The 15909-nt window shown below is 66.5% G+C and carries 20 protein-coding genes and 1 tRNA gene; 11 read left to right on the top strand and 10 right to left on the bottom strand.

The window, feature by feature from the left end; genetic code table 11:
* The first annotated feature begins 10 nt into the window (after positions 1 to 10).
* Complete coding sequence (locus ACYQ26_RS04970; RefSeq protein WP_459807623.1) at positions 11 to 277, top strand: HalOD1 output domain-containing protein; 267 nt, start codon at positions 11 to 13, stop codon at positions 275 to 277.
* A gap of 120 nt (positions 278 to 397) precedes the next feature.
* Here ACYQ26_RS04970 and ACYQ26_RS04965 read toward each other — a convergent pair whose 3' ends face one another.
* Together ACYQ26_RS04965 and ACYQ26_RS04960 are read right to left on the bottom strand one after the other, a co-directional pair.
* The gene (locus tag ACYQ26_RS04965; protein WP_459807621.1) at positions 398 to 532 is read right to left on the bottom strand and encodes a transporter; all 135 of its coding nucleotides are present in this window, start codon (positions 530 to 532) and stop codon (positions 398 to 400) included.
* A 124-nt stretch (positions 533 to 656) separates the two neighbouring features.
* The gene (locus tag ACYQ26_RS04960) at positions 657 to 1646 is read right to left on the bottom strand and encodes a DUF7972 family membrane protein (protein WP_459807619.1); all 990 of its coding nucleotides are present in this window, start codon (positions 1644 to 1646) and stop codon (positions 657 to 659) included.
* Between the two features lie 237 nt (positions 1647 to 1883).
* On the opposite strand from ACYQ26_RS04960, the gene ACYQ26_RS04955 reads away from it, so the two are divergent.
* Both ACYQ26_RS04955 and ACYQ26_RS04950 read left to right on the top strand, forming a co-directional pair.
* Positions 1884 to 2450: a metal-dependent hydrolase gene (locus tag ACYQ26_RS04955; RefSeq protein ID WP_459807617.1), complete on the top strand. Its 567-nt coding sequence runs from the start codon at positions 1884 to 1886 to the stop codon at positions 2448 to 2450.
* Positions 2451 to 2516: 66 nt separating this feature from the next.
* Complete coding sequence (locus ACYQ26_RS04950; protein ID WP_459807616.1) at positions 2517 to 3416, top strand: phosphatase PAP2 family protein; 900 nt, start codon at positions 2517 to 2519, stop codon at positions 3414 to 3416.
* A 194-nt stretch (positions 3417 to 3610) separates the two neighbouring features.
* Here ACYQ26_RS04950 and ACYQ26_RS04945 read toward each other — a convergent pair.
* Positions 3611 to 3685, bottom strand: a tRNA-Ile gene (locus ACYQ26_RS04945).
* Positions 3686 to 3876: 191 nt separating this feature from the next.
* Here ACYQ26_RS04945 and ACYQ26_RS04940 point away from each other — a divergent pair.
* A complete protein-coding gene (locus tag ACYQ26_RS04940) occupies positions 3877 to 4191 on the top strand; it encodes a DUF7091 family protein (protein WP_459807614.1) in 315 nt (104 codons plus the stop codon).
* A gap of 109 nt (positions 4192 to 4300) precedes the next feature.
* Here ACYQ26_RS04940 and ACYQ26_RS04935 read toward each other — a convergent pair whose 3' ends face one another.
* A complete protein-coding gene (locus tag ACYQ26_RS04935) occupies positions 4301 to 4597 on the bottom strand; it encodes a CDGSH iron-sulfur domain-containing protein (protein ID WP_459807612.1) in 297 nt (98 codons plus the stop codon).
* Positions 4598 to 4763: 166 nt separating this feature from the next.
* Between ACYQ26_RS04935 and ACYQ26_RS04930 the strand changes: the two genes are divergently transcribed.
* The 3 genes from ACYQ26_RS04930 (at position 4764) to ric (ending at position 6435) form a co-directional block, all read left to right on the top strand.
* Complete coding sequence (locus ACYQ26_RS04930) at positions 4764 to 5057, top strand: DUF7521 family protein (RefSeq protein WP_459807610.1); 294 nt, start codon at positions 4764 to 4766, stop codon at positions 5055 to 5057.
* A gap of 68 nt (positions 5058 to 5125) precedes the next feature.
* Positions 5126 to 5470 carry a cupin domain-containing protein gene (locus ACYQ26_RS04925; protein ID WP_459807608.1) on the top strand — a complete coding sequence of 115 codons (345 nt, stop codon included), beginning with the start codon at positions 5126 to 5128 and terminating at the stop codon, positions 5468 to 5470.
* 251 nt (positions 5471 to 5721) lie between these two features.
* Complete coding sequence (gene ric, locus ACYQ26_RS04920) at positions 5722 to 6435, top strand: iron-sulfur cluster repair di-iron protein (RefSeq protein WP_459807606.1); 714 nt, start codon at positions 5722 to 5724, stop codon at positions 6433 to 6435.
* Positions 6436 to 6451: 16 nt separating this feature from the next.
* On the opposite strand, the gene ACYQ26_RS04915 is transcribed toward ric, so the two are convergent.
* Together ACYQ26_RS04915 and ACYQ26_RS04910 are read right to left on the bottom strand one after the other, a co-directional pair.
* Complete coding sequence (locus ACYQ26_RS04915) at positions 6452 to 7483, bottom strand: DUF7972 family membrane protein (protein ID WP_459807604.1); 1032 nt, start codon at positions 7481 to 7483, stop codon at positions 6452 to 6454.
* 175 nt (positions 7484 to 7658) lie between these two features.
* The gene (locus ACYQ26_RS04910) at positions 7659 to 8720 is read right to left on the bottom strand and encodes a DUF7972 family membrane protein (protein ID WP_459807602.1); all 1062 of its coding nucleotides are present in this window, start codon (positions 8718 to 8720) and stop codon (positions 7659 to 7661) included.
* 216 nt (positions 8721 to 8936) lie between these two features.
* On the opposite strand from ACYQ26_RS04910, the gene ACYQ26_RS04905 reads away from it, so the two are divergent.
* Complete coding sequence (locus tag ACYQ26_RS04905) at positions 8937 to 9485, top strand: FxLYD domain-containing protein (RefSeq protein WP_459807599.1); 549 nt, start codon at positions 8937 to 8939, stop codon at positions 9483 to 9485.
* Between the two features lie 51 nt (positions 9486 to 9536).
* Here the strand turns inward: ACYQ26_RS04905 and ACYQ26_RS04900 are convergent, their stop codons facing one another.
* Positions 9537 to 10409, bottom strand: coding sequence for a PspA/IM30 family protein (locus ACYQ26_RS04900; protein ID WP_459807597.1), 873 nt, complete (start codon positions 10407 to 10409; stop codon positions 9537 to 9539).
* A gap of 198 nt (positions 10410 to 10607) precedes the next feature.
* On the opposite strand from ACYQ26_RS04900, the gene ACYQ26_RS04895 reads away from it, so the two are divergent.
* Positions 10608 to 11249, top strand: a complete 642-nt coding sequence (locus ACYQ26_RS04895) for an alpha/beta hydrolase (protein ID WP_459807595.1) — start codon at positions 10608 to 10610, stop codon at positions 11247 to 11249.
* 45 nt (positions 11250 to 11294) lie between these two features.
* Here ACYQ26_RS04895 and ACYQ26_RS04890 read toward each other — a convergent pair whose 3' ends face one another.
* Entirely contained in the window at positions 11295 to 11684 is a 390-nt protein-coding gene (locus tag ACYQ26_RS04890) for an STAS/SEC14 domain-containing protein (RefSeq protein WP_459807593.1), read from the bottom strand.
* Positions 11685 to 11833: 149 nt separating this feature from the next.
* Between ACYQ26_RS04890 and ACYQ26_RS04885 the strand changes: the two genes are divergently transcribed.
* Both ACYQ26_RS04885 and ACYQ26_RS04880 read left to right on the top strand, forming a co-directional pair.
* A complete protein-coding gene (locus ACYQ26_RS04885; RefSeq protein ID WP_459807592.1) occupies positions 11834 to 12592 on the top strand; it encodes an SDR family NAD(P)-dependent oxidoreductase in 759 nt (252 codons plus the stop codon).
* A 100-nt stretch (positions 12593 to 12692) separates the two neighbouring features.
* Entirely contained in the window at positions 12693 to 13586 is an 894-nt protein-coding gene (locus ACYQ26_RS04880) for an FRG domain-containing protein (protein WP_459807590.1), read from the top strand.
* Here the strand turns inward: ACYQ26_RS04880 and ACYQ26_RS04875 are convergent, their stop codons facing one another.
* Both ACYQ26_RS04875 and ACYQ26_RS04870 read right to left on the bottom strand, forming a co-directional pair.
* Complete coding sequence (locus ACYQ26_RS04875; protein WP_459807588.1) at positions 13587 to 13724, bottom strand: hypothetical protein; 138 nt, start codon at positions 13722 to 13724, stop codon at positions 13587 to 13589.
* Between the two features lie 217 nt (positions 13725 to 13941).
* Entirely contained in the window at positions 13942 to 15861 is a 1920-nt protein-coding gene (locus tag ACYQ26_RS04870; RefSeq protein WP_459807586.1) for an ATP-binding protein, read from the bottom strand.
* Between the last annotated feature and the right edge of the window lie 48 nt (positions 15862 to 15909).

Below are 15909 nucleotides of genomic sequence, written 5' to 3'. Positions count from 1 at the left end.
AGCGCTGGGCATGGACGGGGAGCAATCCATCAGTTACAGCGTACTCGAAGCGGTCGCAGCGCACGACGGCGTCGCACTCGAGGAGATCCGGACGCCGCTACACTCCGCGGTCGATCCCGAGGCCCTCGACGCGCTTTTCCAGTCGACCGACGGCGAACGGGGCGCCGTTTCGGTCTCGTTCACGTACGACGGGTATCGGATTCGGGTCGACGGGCCGGACGATATCACCGTCCGCGAGCGGGCGCGGGATTCGGATCCGCGGAAGGAGGCCGTCTGAAGGCTCGGTAACTGACTTGTTGACGGTACTCCGACTCCGACTCGGTCCGTCTCGACTGCCGGCAGCGCGAGCCAGCGGGAAAAGCGGTGGATCGGACGGATCAGGTATGGGCGCGCGCCGTCACCGGTCCGTGAAAACTCGCAGCGCGCCGCCGACGAGGATCAGGAGTCCGCCGAGCACAATTCCCAGCGGCGGCGGGAGCGGCGTGAGGCGTACGATCCCGATGAGGATGACGATCGTGGAGAGTCGGACCATGTCCACCCTTCCCCCGGCGGGCGGAAAAGATCGCTGCGTGATTTACAAACGAGCTCCGCCGGGCGAACGTCGCACCGCGGCGGTCGGACCGTCCGCTCGCCCTCGCCGGCGGATTCCGGGAAGCCTAACTGGACTCGAACGTCTCCTGGGGTGGCGTGAACGTCCCCACCGACACCGAGTACAGCGACACCGTCGCAACTCGGAGCAGGGAGACGACCAGCACCGCGAGCGGCGAGAGGATCACGCCGGTTGCGACCGCCACCACGATCGGCATGTACGCCGGATCGATCGTGGTCGACACGCTCGGGGCGGTCGCGTAGACGGAAGACAGGTAGTACGTGACCAGGACGGCCGGAACTCCGGTGTACATCAACTCCCGGGAGAGCCTGGCGAGCTCCTGCTGCAGGGTGAGGGTCTTGAAGAACTGCCGCATCGTCGTGACGGCCTTCAGCAGTTCGAAAACGTCGTCCAGCGCCGCCGCAGTCTCGTCGGGAAGGCGCTGCCCGTACTTCCCCTTGAGCTCCCGCGTCTCGTCGAGATGGTCGGCGTAATCCTGGCCCAGCACGAGGAGTAAGACCTTAAACGGGTCGTCGAGATCCTCGGCGGTCGAGAGGTACTCGGCGTAGTCGATCACCGCCGCGGCGTACGCCTCAGGGTCGTCTCCCGGATCGAAGTCGACGGCCCCGCTCCCGACCTCGCGTCGGAAGTCCTCGAGACGGCGTTTCAGCGTGTCGGCGAGGAATGTGAGGAACGCGCTGGGGTCGTTCGGACTCGCGGCCACGTCCGCGATGTCCTCGACGGAGCGTCGGTAGTCGAGCGTGCCCTCGAGCTGGTCCGAGAGGCTCCCCGCGGACCCGAACAGCCGCGAGAGGATGAGCTGGTTGATCGACAGGGCGACCGTGAGCAGCGTCAGCAGTCCCGATAGCAACCCGCTCGAAAGCGCGGTCGAGAGGTTGCTGCCGGGACCGACGTAGACGAGGTCGAATTCGATCAGCAGCGCCGTTATGATGACGAACAACAGCGACAGGACGGCGGCTACCCGGAGGCGACTCCCCGTGAGGAATACCCATCTGATTGCTGGATGAGGGGCGTCTTTGGTCCACTCCTCGCTCATCGACTGATCACATACGGCCGTATTACTGACCGAGCCGGTTAACGGCCGGGGTAGCGGCGACGCCTCGAGAGAGCGGGACGGCGAGGACGCCCGACCGTTCCGTGGCGCGATCGCAGCGACCGAGACGAGATGGGCAGCGGTTTCAGGCCGATCCCGTCAGGCGGTTCGCCGCCGTCCTCGGCAGTGGCGTTTGCAGGCAGCCGGCTTATCGAATTATGTCCCATACGACACGCTGGAATGGTTGACATAACGGGCCACCTGGCGTTCGGACTGCTGTTCGCACTGCCGGCGTGGTTCATCTGGCGAAAGCGCATCAGCGCCGCGTTCGTCGGCCTCGCGCTGATCACGTCGCTGCTTCCGGACATCGACCTCTGGCTCGCGAGGTGGTTCCCGGGACAGATCCACCACCACGGCGTGACGCACACGATCGTGTTCGTCGCGCTCGCGAGCCTGGTCGCGGGGCTGATCGCCGCCGCCTTCCTCACGGGACCGCTCGATAACTGGCTCGGCTGGGACCGCTTCGATAAGGGAAGCATGTTCGCCTTCGCCTTCGCGGCGTTCCTGCTGGGCGGGCTGAGCCACGTCTTCGCCGACATGCTCTCCGCACCGGACATCTCCACGCCGATCGAGCCGTTCTGGCCGTTCTTCGACAAGGCGTGGTCGGTCGACCTGATTTATTACAACGACCCCCTCTGGAACAGCGTCTTCCTGATCGCCATGGTCATCCTGCACGCGGCGCTGGCGTACGCGGTCGGCCCGATGGATCACCGCTACCGCTTCAGGGCCGACCGAACGACCGACTGACACCGATACGAACAGTCCGTGAAATTCAATGGCAGATCGTAGCATCCAGCGGAGCATCGTCGCACCATGAGCTTCGGAAGCGGACGCGGCGTCGGGGTCACCGACGCGCTTCACGGCGGCGCGGAGTGGCCGGTAATCGTTCTGTTCGGACTGCTCACCCAGCTCGGCGACGGCTGGTTTCTCTTCCTGCTGGGCACCACCTCCTACGTCGCCGACGACGAGCTTTCCCGCTTTGGAATCGACCGGCGTCGCGGCCTGTTCATCCTCGCACTCATCCTCGTGGCCGTCGCCCTGATCGCGGGTCTCAAAGCGTACTTCCAGCTTCCTCGACCGCCGCACGCGGGCGCGAGCGAGTCACTGGCGCTTCCGCTGGGACTCGACGTCCTGTTCGAACGCGTGGCGACGCCCGACGGGTACGGCTTCCCGAGCGGTCACGCCCTCGGGAGCACGGTCGTCTGGGGCGGCCTCGCGCTCGTGCTCGATCGCGGATCGCTACGGAAGCGGGTCGGGATCGCCGGCGCGGTGGTCCTTCTCGTCTCCGTCTCGAGGCTGGTCCTCGGCGTCCACTACCTCGTCGACGTCGTCGTCGGAATCGGCGTCGGCGTGCTCGTCCTCGGCGTCCTCTACCGGCTGACCGGAAAGGGAGCCGAGCCCGGCAGGGCGCTGCTCGTCGCGGTCGGAATCGGGGTGGCCGGCCTCCTCGTCGCCGTCACGTTCGAAACCGTGGCGGCACTCGGGGGGGCGGTCGGTGCGTGGGCGGTTTGGCGCGCGGTAGCCGATTCGACACCGGCCCATCCGACGACCCGCCGAGCGGTGGCCGCGGGCGCCCTCGTCCTCGCCGCCGCGGCTTTCCTTTTCGTCGTCACCAGGGCGCTCGACCCGCCGCTCGTGCTCGTATTCGTCGGGACCGCGGCGTCCGCCGGCGGGGCCGTCGGGGCGCCGCTGGTGGGCGAACGGTTCGCGTAACTGGACGCGGAAAACGTCGTGCTTCGGAGGGTCGACGGCTCTGGTAGCCGTCGACTCGATCTCGGCCACAGAACGTCGAGTACGGTGTAAGGTGATGGTCCCAACGGATCCGAAGCAGGTCGGAGCGAAGCACCGCCCTGCTTCGAATCCGCAGGGTTCGTTCCGTCCCGCTCGCTGTCGCTCGCAGGACTCCATGGGCCCTAACGGATTCGAACCATTGACCACTCGGTTATGAGCCGAGCGCTCTAACCAGACTGAGCTAAGGGCCCGCGTCATTCCGAGCAAAACGCGGGCGAGAGTTAACGCTTACTCTCTGTCTCTGTCGGTCTCGGGTCTCGACCCTCCCTCGAGGATGTCGTCGCCGGTCCCGACACCGCCACGTCGCTTCGCGAAGTCCCGCAGCCGCGGTCGGCCCGCTGCCGGCGACGGGCCTATGTGGCAGCCGACCCAACGACCGGTAATGGCGGATCGGCGTCGGCTCGAGCGATTCCTCCGATCGAAACTGCGGGAGGCGGGCGAGCAGTACGAACAGCTGCGCGAATCGACCGACGGGCAGCTCGAGGAGGCCCGCGAGGCCTACGAGGTGGCGAAAAACGCCCGCGGCCTGCCCTCGGACGAGGAGGGCCGGGCCAAGATCGTCTGTCGGCGCTACGCCGAGCGCCGCGCGGCGATGCTCGACGACCAGTTCCGACCGGCCTGTTACGAGGCGGGCCACCCCGACTGCGAGGGGTGCGTCGAGGACGTCCGCGAGGGCCGGATCGAGACCTGGGAGTGACCGGGCAACCGGCCGTCACCGACTCACACCGCCCTGCCTTCGCCGTCGGCCGCCGGCGGGCCTCGAGAGCCGGCGGACGGCCCCGATTTCCGGTACTGGGTCGCGCTCGTTACTCCTCGGTATCGGTCCCAGCCTCCGCGTCCGATTCCGCGTCTCCGCCTCCGTCTCCATCTCCGTCGGCGTCGTCGCCCGTCACGATGCGCTCGACGCGCCGCCGCTCGCCGTCCTCGTAGACGTACGTTTCGCCGTCGGCTTCGCCCTCGGTTCGCCGGTGGCTGCCGTCGCAGAAGGGAAACGACTCCGAGAGACCGCACCGACAGACCGCCACGTCGCCCTTTTCGTCGTCGATATCGTCCGGATCGAGTTTTCGCGGGCCGGTGCCCTCGAGTTCGACGAGTCGCGCCATGGCCGTCATTCGGGCCGGGGAATCAAAAACGGTCGCTCGGGGATGGGCGAGACCGCCGCGGGCGCCGACGCCGGGTGCGACCCCGACACCGGTAGTTGCGGGCGCTCGGCCGCGTGAACGGCAAGGTTCTTGGTCGTCGTCCCGCATTCCGAACGTGACAACAGCTATGAGTTCCTACGTCGCGGAGACCCCGACCACGATCGCGCTCGCCGTCGTCAAGACCCTCGTGCTGATCGTCGGCGGGGTCATCACGTACTTCGCGTACAAGGCCTACCTGCGTACGCGCCAGCGACCGCTGGGCTATCTCGCGGTCGGGTTCGGCCTCGTGACGCTCGGACTCTTTCTCGCGGGGCTGCTGACCGAACTGATCGGGGTCACGCTCATGGTCGGCATCCTCCTCGAGAGCCTCCTGGTACTGGCTGGCTTTCTCGTGATCGCCTACTCGCTGTACGCGACCTAGTCCCGGCCGGTCGCGCTTTCTGCTTCCCGCACTATTTTATTCCGCGCCCGCGGAGCGTGGACTAGACTATGGGCTACGACACCGCTGCGAAGACCGATCCGGAGTCAGTCGTCCCCGAAGAAGCCGGCGGCATGTGGTTCCTGAAGGAGGAACTCGACAGCGACCACCTCGGCTTCTCGGTGCTCGAACTCGAGCCGGGCGCCGAAGGGATGGAACACGACGAGAGCGAGAGCGGCCAGGAGGAGATCTACTACGTCGTCAGCGGGACCGTCGAGGTCGCGCTGACCGACGCCGACGAGACGGTCACCCTCGAGGCCGACGAACTCATCCGCATCGATCCCGAGGAGAGCCGACAGATCTCCAACACGGGCGACGAGCGGGCGAAGCTCGTGCTGGTCGGCGCGCCGCTGTAAGTCGGCGCGGTTCGGGCCGTCGACGGCGGCCGCCGGTCGACAGACGGCTCGCCCGTCGATCCTGCCGCCCCACCGATTCGGTCGCCCCGGAGCGACCGCCGCTGCCGTTTCTCGAGTGCGATCATGTTCGGGACCGGAACTTTCGGAGCCGAGGGCCTTCGCTCGAATACGAGGTTTAGGACGGCCTAAATACCGGGCGCGGTCGTCGCGACCGCGGCGCGCTCGACGCCGTCCGTCTCGAGGTGACCACCATGCAACAGGCAACTGTCGATCCGGACGCCCAACTCGGCGAACTCGTCGCATCGAACCCCGAATACGCCCGCGTTTTCGAATCGCTCGACATCGACTACTGCTGCGGCGGCGACAAATCGCTCGCGACGGCCTGCGAGGAGGCCGGCCTCGCGCTCGAGACCGTCCACGAACGGCTCGACGCAGCCGACGAAGCCGACGGCGACCGCGAACACGAGTGGGACTCCCCCACACAGCTCGCGAACGTCATCGTCTGGGACCACCACCGTCCCCTGCGCCGGGAGCTCCCCGAACTCGAGGCGCTCGTGGAGAAGGTCGCCGACGTCCACGGCGACAGCCACCCGGAACTGCGTGAGGTCGAGGCCGAATTCGCGGCGCTCGTCGAGGACATGTTCCACCACATCGACGACGAGGAGCAGAACGCCTTCCCGATCATCAAGAAGCTCGATGCGGGAACCGACCTGACGGCCGACGAGCGAACGTACATCGAGGACGAGATCGACCACCTCGAGGACGAACACGCCGAGACCGCGGACCGCCTCGAGCGGATCAACAATCTCACCGACGGCTACGCGGTCCCCGACGACGCCTGCGCCAGCTACCGGCACATGCTCGAGCGTCTGGCCGACCTCGAGCGCGAGACGCACATGCACGTCCACCGCGAGAACAACGTGCTGTTTCCGAAGGCGGCGGCAATGGTAGACGAGGTGCAGTAACGTCGCGGAGAGGCCGTCACCCTAGATCCTCGTCCCGCTGGGATTCGCGCAGAATGAACGGTCCCATCGCGAGCGTCCGCTTCGCGACCGTCGCAATCCGAAGGATGTAGACGATGAAGATCACGAACGGCGCGAGGCCGATGACGTAGCCCGCGCTGGTCACCCAGACGAGGTTGTCGACGCCGAGCGTCGTTCCGAGGAGGGTGTCGGCGTTGACGTACATCAGCATGATCCCCGTCACGGTCAGCGCCGGAACCGCCGCGTACAGCAGCGCCCGCGAGAGGTTGATCAGCTCCCACTGGAAGTACAGCGTCTTGAAGTGCTCGCGAGCCGGCCCGAAGAACTTGAGGACGGTGATCATCTCGTCGATCTCCTCGTCGGCCCGGTCCGAGAGGTCGTCGCCGTAATCGGCCCGAAGCTTGCGCGCGTCGTAGATCTTCCGCGAGTAGTTGAAGTTGAGCGCGTTCCAGATAACCTCGAACGTGCCGAACTGCGCGTCCTCGAGCTCGTTCTTGACCGACTCCGCGTTGTCGGTGATGTCGTCCACGTAGTCGGCGACCGCCTCCTGCAGCTCGCTGCTGTGGGAGTGAGCGTCGGTTACCGTCTCCTCGAGCTCCCGCGCTTCCTCCTGGATGCCGTCGACGAGCTCGTAGAGGAACGCGGCGGGTTCTGGCGGGGTCACGTCCTCCGTCAGTTCGTCCTCGATGTCCGAGCGAAAGTCCATCGCCGAGGTCATGCGCTCGCGTTGGTCGCCGACCGCGCCCAGTTCCTGGGAGAGCACGAGCTGGTTGATCGTGACGACGATCGACGTCCCCGTGATGATCGCGCCGATGAACGCCGAGAAGATCCAGAACGTGCCGTTGTTGGTCGCGACGATCAGCCGGAGCGGCGCGAGTCCGACGCGACTCATCAAGACGAGGACGGCGAACACGGCCGCCAGCACGATCCCGGTAAACAGCCAGCGATTTAGCTGTAAGAGGACGTAGAGTCGCGGTCCGGTCAGCTTTCCCTGCTCGTTGCCGTCAGTATCCGAATCCGTAGTAGCCATCCGCCGGCCTGATGCAACGATGTCGGCGGGTAAAATACACCGGCCGGGAGCCGACGGCCGCTCGGCGAGGGAAATCGCGCACGTGGCCGGCGTGACCCCCTCCGGGATACCGACTGCCGTCCGGACGGCGAAGGAAAACGGCGGTCGACCGCCACCGCTGTCGGTATCGCGGACGCTATCGCTGTCGCTCCTCGCCGTAGCGCACGTCGAACGGCCCCGCGTCGGGATCCTTCTGGTGAATCATCGGCCCGGTCGACGCGGTGCGGCGAGTGATGGTCGCGGTGCGGAGGATGTACGAGACGAGCAGCGACAGCGGCGAGAGGACCACGACGGTCAATCCGATGACGATGTACGGCATAATCGCGACGTTGACGCTCGCCCCGGTGATGTCTGCATACAGCAGTCCGATGACGATCGCCGCGACGATCGAGGGCGCGCCGCAGTAGATCGTCAGCTGCGAGAACCGCGTCAGCTCCCGCTGCAGGTAGGTCGTCTTGAACTGTTCCCGGGCCACGCCGAACAGTTCGAGGGCGTCGATCAGCTCCTCGAGGTGCTCCGCCGCGGCCGGCGACAGCACGTCGCCGTACTCGCCGCGCAGGTACGTGGCGATGTACAGGTGCCAGGCTTCGTCGTAGTTGATCGCCGCCGAGATGGCATTAAACGAGCCGGGGTCGGGGTTGTCGAGCTTCTCGTCGATGCGCTCGGTCCGTTTCCGCACGTCGTTCGCGTACTGCGTGACGACCCGAGCCACCTCTCGATCCCCGTCGTGGCTCTCGACGGCATCGGCGAACGCGTCGGCGTCGTGTCGGATCGACGCGACGAGCAACTCGAGGATGCGGGTGGGCGTGGCCGGACTCGCGGGGACGGCCGCCGCGTCGGCCACGGCCCGCCGGAACTCGGCGACGCCCTCGAGCCGTTCGCGAGCCATGCCCGCGCCGGTGAACTCCTGGGAGAGGATGAGCTGGTTGACGGAGACGACCAGCGTGACGAGCGAGAACGTGCCTGCGATCATCCCGCTTGCCACCCGTGTGACGGAGTTGGGATTGTTGAACGAGACGATTCCGACGGCGTGGAGGGCGAGCAGCAGGACGAACACGGCGGCCGAGACGAGCACCGCGACGAGGACGCGGTTGCCTTCGACGATCACCCACTCGCGGATCCGACCGACCGCCCCCGACGTCTCGCCGATGTCGGCTCCGTAGGATTCGAACGTCTCGTCGGTCTCGGAGGGCGCCATAGCGACACCGTCCACGTACCCGACAATAAGGGCCGCCGTTGCACACACTGCCGGCGTCGGCGGCCGAACCCGACGCGGCGGCTCGATCGCGACCCGTCGGTTCGGGCGCGGTCCGACCTGCCGTTCCGTTCAAGGCCCACACTGAAATGCGTCGGTGTGGTCGAGTCGATACATGCACTGTGACGGAACCAGCGCGCGGTCGACGATCGAGGGGCGATGACTCGGTCGGAATCGGAATCAGAACCGGGACCGGGATCGGACCGGGAACCGGAACCGACGAGCCGACGGCGGGTGCTCGCCTCGCTCGGGGCGACCGCCGCGGCCGCAGCCGCCGGCTGTACCGGGAGCGGCGGCCTCGACGGCGAGCCCTCCTATCAGGACGCGACGGTCGGCGACGTAAACGCCAGCAACGGCACCCGGTCGGCGTCGGAGATGGCCACGGCGGCGGCGCTCGCCCAGCAGCAGCCGAGCGACACGGTGACCCCGCTCGATTCGCTCTCGCTGGTCGATCACGAGTTCGTCGTCGAGAACGGCTACCTCGGGTCGACGATTCAGGGAACGGTCCGGAATACGGGCAACAGCCGGGTTCAGGTCGTCGAAGTTCGGACCCGCGTCTACAACGACGCCGGAAACATGATCGGGCGTTACTTCGCCAGTACGGGCGATCTCGGCGCCGGAACGGCGTGGGAGTTTCAGGTCATCGTGCTCGAGTCGCCCTCCGACGTCGCGAGCTACGACATCACCGTGCTGGGAACGCCGACCTGACTAACTGACTGAAAAACTGCCGAAACGTCGCAAACCGGCCGAAAACGGCGATCAGGCGTTCTCCTCGTCCTGCAGCTCCGCGAGTTCGGCCTCGACGTCGGCCTGATCCTCCTCCTCGAGGTCGGTCAGGTCCGCCTCGTCGGCCTCGGCCTCAGTCTCGGTTTCGGCATCCGTGTCGGTGCCGGTCGTCTCGGCGTCGGCGGTCTCGGTTTCCGTCGCCGTCTCGCCCTCCCCCATCTCCGACTTGAGCGTCTCGAGTTCGGCCTCGACGCCGCTGTCGGTCGAAAGCTGCTCGAGTTCGCGGTCGATGTCGTCCTTGTCGGAGAGGACGTCCTCGAACGCGCCGGACTCGTGGAGTTCGTCCATCGCCGCGGCGCGGGCCTCCATGTCCTCGGTCCGCTCCTCGGCGCGCTCGATGGCGCGGCCGACGTCCTCGAACTCGTCCCCGGTCGCCGTGATCGCCTCCGAGACCTGCGAACTCGCCTTGGCGGCCTCGTGGCGGGCCTTCATCGTCTCCTTCTTGGTGCGGAACTCCTCGATGCGGCTCTGGAGTTCGTTCTTCTGGTCGATCAGCTGATCCTGCTGGCTCTGCAGGTCGGAGATCTGGCGCTCCAGATCCTCGATCTGGTTCATCTTCGTCTTCTTCTTCTCTAAGGCGCGTCGCGCCAGATCCTCACGGCCCTGCTGGACGGCCGTCCGCGCCTGCTCGTTGTGTTTCTCGACGTTCTCCTCGAGGCGCCGTTTCTGCATCTCGAGGCGCTTTTTCTGCGTGGTGAGATCGGCGATGCCGCGCTTGACCTGCTGGAGCTGGTCGCGCATCTGCTCGTACGAGTAATCCAGCGTCTCGGTCGGGTCCTCGGCCCGGTTGAGCAGCGAGTTGATCTTCGACCGGATGACGTAGGAGGTCCGAGAGAGGATGCCCATAGTCGTACGTATCGCTCGTGATCCTTAAAAACATCACATCAATAACAGACAACGAACGGATCCGGCGATCCGACCCGGTAGCGGAGATCTACCCTCGGTTCGAGGATCGGCGTTCGCGCGAGCGATCCCGTCCGGGAGTCGACCCGCCGCGAGGGGCCGCGCTCGAGATTGATTACGCGTCGGATCCAACGTCCGCCCATGAGCGCGACCGACGAGACCGTGCTGATTCCCGGCGGACGCGACGTCCGGGGAACGCTCGAGGAGCCCGCGGACGGCGACGCGGACGCGATCGTCGTCGCCTGTCCGCCCCACCCCCAGCAGGGCGGATCGCGAAGCGACCGGCGACTGGTCGCCGTCGCGGAGGCGCTGGTCGAGGCGGGGATCGCCTGCCTCCGGTTCGATTACGGCGAGTGGGACGAGGGCTACGGCGAACGCGCCGACGCGCGAAACGCCGTTCGCTGGGCCGCCGACCGCCACGACCGCGTCGGCCTGTTCGGCTACAGTTTCGGCGCGACGCTCGCGCTGCTGGCCGCGGCCGAGTGCGAGACCGTCGACGCCGTCTCCGCGCTCGCGCCGACGGCGCGGCTGGCCGACGACCTCGACGCCGTCGCGGCCCTCGAGTCGCTCTCGTGTCCGGTCCAGGTGTGTTACGGCGAGCGGGATCGGACGGTCGACTGGGAACCGATCGTCGAGCGACTCCGAGAAACGGCGGACGGAACGGACCGAGACGATGAGGCTCTCGTTCCCCTCTCCGGCGATCACTTCTTCGTCGGCCAGCAGGACTCGATCGCCGACGGCGTCGCCGCGTTTTTCGAAACGAGACTTCTCGAGACGACATAACCGGCGGGGACGACTCGACGCAAGAACGAGCGCGGTTGCCGACGATTACTGGCCGCGAAGCCACTCCCGAGCGTCGTCGCGGTCGTCGAAGATGCGCGAGGTCGTGTTCGACCCGACCTCCTGGACGAGATCCTCGACGGAGAGGTTCGCGACGACGCTCTCGGGCTGGACGATCGCCATGTTCGACAGCGAACTCTCGAACGCTCGCGGGTGCCATTCCTCCTGAGTCCACTGCTGGTCGTCCTCCGAGAGGGTTCCGAGGTCCCGCAGGTCCGCGAGCCAGTTGGCCGCCCCCTTTTCGATCGCCAGGTCCAGGCCGGCGTTGAGCCCCTCTCGATACGCTTCGCCCGTCGCGAAGTCGTGCCAGTTCATGACGACGGCCTCGAGGGCCCCGTCCCATTCGATCGTGAGCACGTCGGATTCGTAGTGTGCCATCGGGCGGACGTGGTTATGCCGGTACCGTAAGGATTTTTGCCAGATGTCGTACGCATTACAACTTTGCGAGCGAGACGACCCGTCGTTTGCCGATTCCGCTCGCCTGCCGCCCGATACGCATATCCGACGTGCGGTGGAATCGGATTGGCATGGACCTACTCGAGGAGCAGGTGGCGGTCATCACCGGTGCAGGATCAGGAATCGGACGGCAGACGGCGAAGACCTTCGCCGAGAACGGCGCGGCGGTCGTGGTCGCCGACGTTGACGTCGACGGTGGCGAGGCGACCGTCGAATCGATCGCCGACGCCGGCGGCGAGGCGACGTTTGTCGAGGCCGACGTTTCGGACCCCGAGGACGCCGAAGCGATGATCGAGACCGCCGTCGAGGAGTACGGCGGCCTTGACGTCCTCTACAACAACGCGGCCATCGAGGGGCCGGTCGCTCGGCTCGACGACTACGAGAACGACGACTTCGAGCAGATCATCGAGGTGAACCTGAAGGGCGTCTGGTACGGCATGAAGTACGGGATTCAGGCGATGCTCGAGGACGGCGGCGGCTCGATCGTCAGCGCCTCTTCGATCGCCGGCGAAGTCGCGGTGCCCCAGTACAGCGGCTACGGCGCCGCGAAGGCGGCCGTGAGCCAGCTCACGAAGTACGCGGCGATCGAGTACGCCGAGGACGGCATCCGCGCGAACGCGGTCGCGCCGGGGATCGTCCGCACCGAGATGATCGAGCGTAGCATCGAGGAACACCCCGAGATGGAGGAGCAGTTCCTGAACACCGAGCCGATGCCGGGGCTGGCCGATCCTGAGGAGATCGCGAACGCCGTCCTGTTCCTCGGTTCGGACCTCTCCTCGCGCGTGACCGGCGTCACGCTGCCCGTCGAGGGCGGCTACCTCGCACAGTAACCGACCGCCCCACTCGCAGGCTAATCGTTTTCCGCGCTCGCGAGGTACTCGTCGCCGTGAACCGAACGATCGACCGACCGCGGCGCGACCGACCGCGGCGATGACCGCCGACGGCTCGCCGCGGGTGTACCGGGCCGAGACGTGGAGCGAACTGCAGGAACTGCTCACCGCGGAGATGTGGATGCCGGAGATCGGTCGCCACCGCTCCCCGTACGTCTTCCGGGGCGTTCCCGACAGGACCCACGCCCTCGAGACGTCGATCAAACGGTTCGTCGGGGACTCCGGGGAGTGGAAACTCGAGTCGCTACTGTTGCGGAACTTCCTCCAGTACGCGTTAAACGAGATCGAGGAACCGGAGTCGGTCTGGCACCTCCTTTCGATCGCCGAACACTACGGGCTGCCGACGCGGCTGCTCGACTGGTCCTTCTCCCCGATGGTCGCGACGTACTTCGCGGTCCGGGGCGGCGACACCGCCCACGACGGGGCGATCTGGGCCGTCGACTACCGCAAGCTCCACGAGAGCCTGCCGGATCCGTATCGGCGCGTCCTCGAGCGGACGCCGACGGACGTGCTCGACATCCACCTGCTCTCGAACGCGACGCTCGAGTCCGACGCGGCCGACGCGGCGTCGGATCCGGCGCGGAACCTGAACGACGTCGCCCGACTGGACGAACTCTGGCGCGAGCGCTGGGGCGTCGACGCCGACGCGGACCCCGACGGCCAGTACGTGCTGTTTTTCAGACCGCCGGCGATCGACGACCGCATCGCCAACCAGTCGGCCGTCTTCTCGTTCCAGTCCGACCCACGACTGGCGCTCGATTCGTGGCTCGAGAATCGGCCCGACTGCTACCGGAAGATCATCGTGCCGGGCGACCGCAAGCTCGAGTTCCGCGACAAACTCGACCAGATGAACGTCAACCACCGGACGCTGTTTCCGGGGCTCGAGGGGTTGACGACGTGGCTCAAACAGTACTACCGGCCGACACCTGACTGATCACCGACGCAGCGCGGCGACGGCCAGTTCGAGGAACTCCAGAAACGAGGCGGTCGGCGTCCCGGGCATGTACATCGGCGGTTCGGGTCGCTCGAGTCGAACGCCGGTGATCGGATCTCTGGATTCGGGTGCGTCCATGAACCCGTTTTGCACCGGACGCATTTACGATTTTCCAGATATAGTTTGCAGATACTAAATCAATAATCGTCATTGTGAAAGCGGCGCGCGGAAGTCGGAGTCAGGACGGGTCGCGAAACTCGAGTAAGTACAGCGAAGAAGGACGGACGTGTTCGCGGCAGTGACGACAGCCAGAGTGCGAGCGCGATGATCGGGCTGGTCGCGAGGACAGCGGCGGTCAGTCTCGCCCGTGCCGGGTCAGACACTTCGAGAGGCCGATCAACTCGACGGGCTCGGAGTTGTCCGGCGAGTAGACGACCATCTGCCCCTTCTCCATGTAGGGGACCTTCGACTCGAGGTTGCTCGGGATGTTGACGCTCTTGATGGCGTCCTCGTCGCCCAGGTTCAACACGACGGTCGTGTTGATCTGTTTGAAGACCGCGTCGTCGATGTCCTGGGGATCCTGCGTGATGAGAAAGAGACCGAGCCGCTCCTTGCGGCCCTGTTTGGCGGCTTCGGTGAACTTCGTGATGACCTTTCCCGCCTGCACCGAGTCCGCGTCGGTCAGGAAGTTGTGGGCCTCGTCCATCCCGAGCACGAGCGGCGTCTCCTTGATCCGGTCGTAGGTCGGGTCGTTCGAGAGCTTCTGATCGATCAGCAGCGAGGAGAGCGCGAGAACAACGGTTTCGGCGGCTCGCGTGTCGTTGATGTGGTAGGTCGGGACGACCGAGAGCCCGCCGGGTCGGACGAACTCGTGGACCAGCTCGGTAATCGGCCGGGCGTCCTGATCGAAGACGTGGTCGAATCCCAACACCCGTCGGCGGACGGCGTCGAACGTCGCCTCGTGGACCCGGCCCGACTCGTCTAACTCCTCGCGCAGGGCGGGGTCGTCGAGGAACGTCGTGAACTCCTCGTAGGTCGCGTCCGCGCCGTACTGCTTGCGGAATCGCGGGAGGAGGACACTCACCAGCGCGCCGTACTGGTTGTCGTTCAGGCCGCTCCCGGCCACGAGCCACGGGTTCTCGTGGACCATCTCGAACGGGATGGTGAACTCGACCTGCTCCGCGCGGTGGTGACCCGCCGAGTACGAGGCCGACCCCACCTTCGGCACGAACGCCGTCGTGTCGTCGATCCCGCCGTAGGCGACCCCCTCGCGCTCGAGACGCCGGGCGAACTCGTCGTCCAGCTCGGGGTTGTCGTCGTGCATCTGGGCGTACTCGTCCTGCGGGTCGAACTGGACGACCGCGGGCTGGACGGAGCGGCCGTCCTCCATCGGATACGTCCGTTCTTCGGCGAGGTACTGACGCAGAATGTTCTTCGCGCCGTGGGTCTTCCCCGATCCGGTGCCGCCGGCGATCAGGGTGTGCCGGAAGACGAGCGGATCGCCGGAGTCGTAGTCGTCTTTCAGCCGGTAGTCGATCGTCGGCGGCGAGGCCGCGGTCTTCACTTTCTCGCCGCCGACCGAGAGGTGGCCCAGGAAGACGCCGTTCTCGGGCATCTTCAGCCCCGTCTTGATCTCCTGGGAGTCGGTCGCCTGCTGGACGACGGTCTGGGGTTTGGGGACGCGGTCGGTCATCCGCCGCTTGAGCTCGCCGTCGTCGTCGTAGAGGACAGCTACGGGCTCGAGTTCGGCGACGAACTTGTAGTCGGCCTCCTCGACCCCGTCGGTCCGCATCGCGCGGCGGGCGTGGATCTCGGTCGCGTCGTCAGCGTGGTACTGCTGGGCGTACTCCAGCCCCGTGATCCGGCAGAACAGCGTCTCGCCGTCCGGATAGGGCGCCACGAGGTAGCTCCCGATCCGGATCGAGGAGCGGTTGCCCCGCGTGATGTAGGCCCGCAGCGAGGTCTCGTCGCCGTCCTCGGCGATGCGCAGCCCCTGGGAGACGCAGATCGCGCCGATGCCGACGTCCTCGCCGCGCGGTTCGACGCTGGTCGACTCGAACTCGGCCGTTTCGCCGGCGCCGGCGTCGCCGTTCGTCTCGGCGCTCGAGGGCGACGTCGACGTCGAGTTCGAGGTCGCGGGTGCGTCCGTACGCGTTCCGTCGGAGTCCGGCGCGGACGCCGATGCGCTCGCGTTCGCACCGGTCGTCTCGTCGGCCGCCTCGGGATCGGCGTCCGAATCGGCGTCGAAGTCGCCGAAGTCTCCCAGATCGGTCATATCACTCCCATCCGGCCCATCACTAAAACGCGTTTCCCTCCAGTTCGG

It is taken from the genome of Halopiger thermotolerans, from assembly GCF_054654555.1.
The sequence above is the reverse complement of the archived record's forward strand: the minus strand, read 5'-3'. Positions and strand labels throughout refer to the sequence as shown.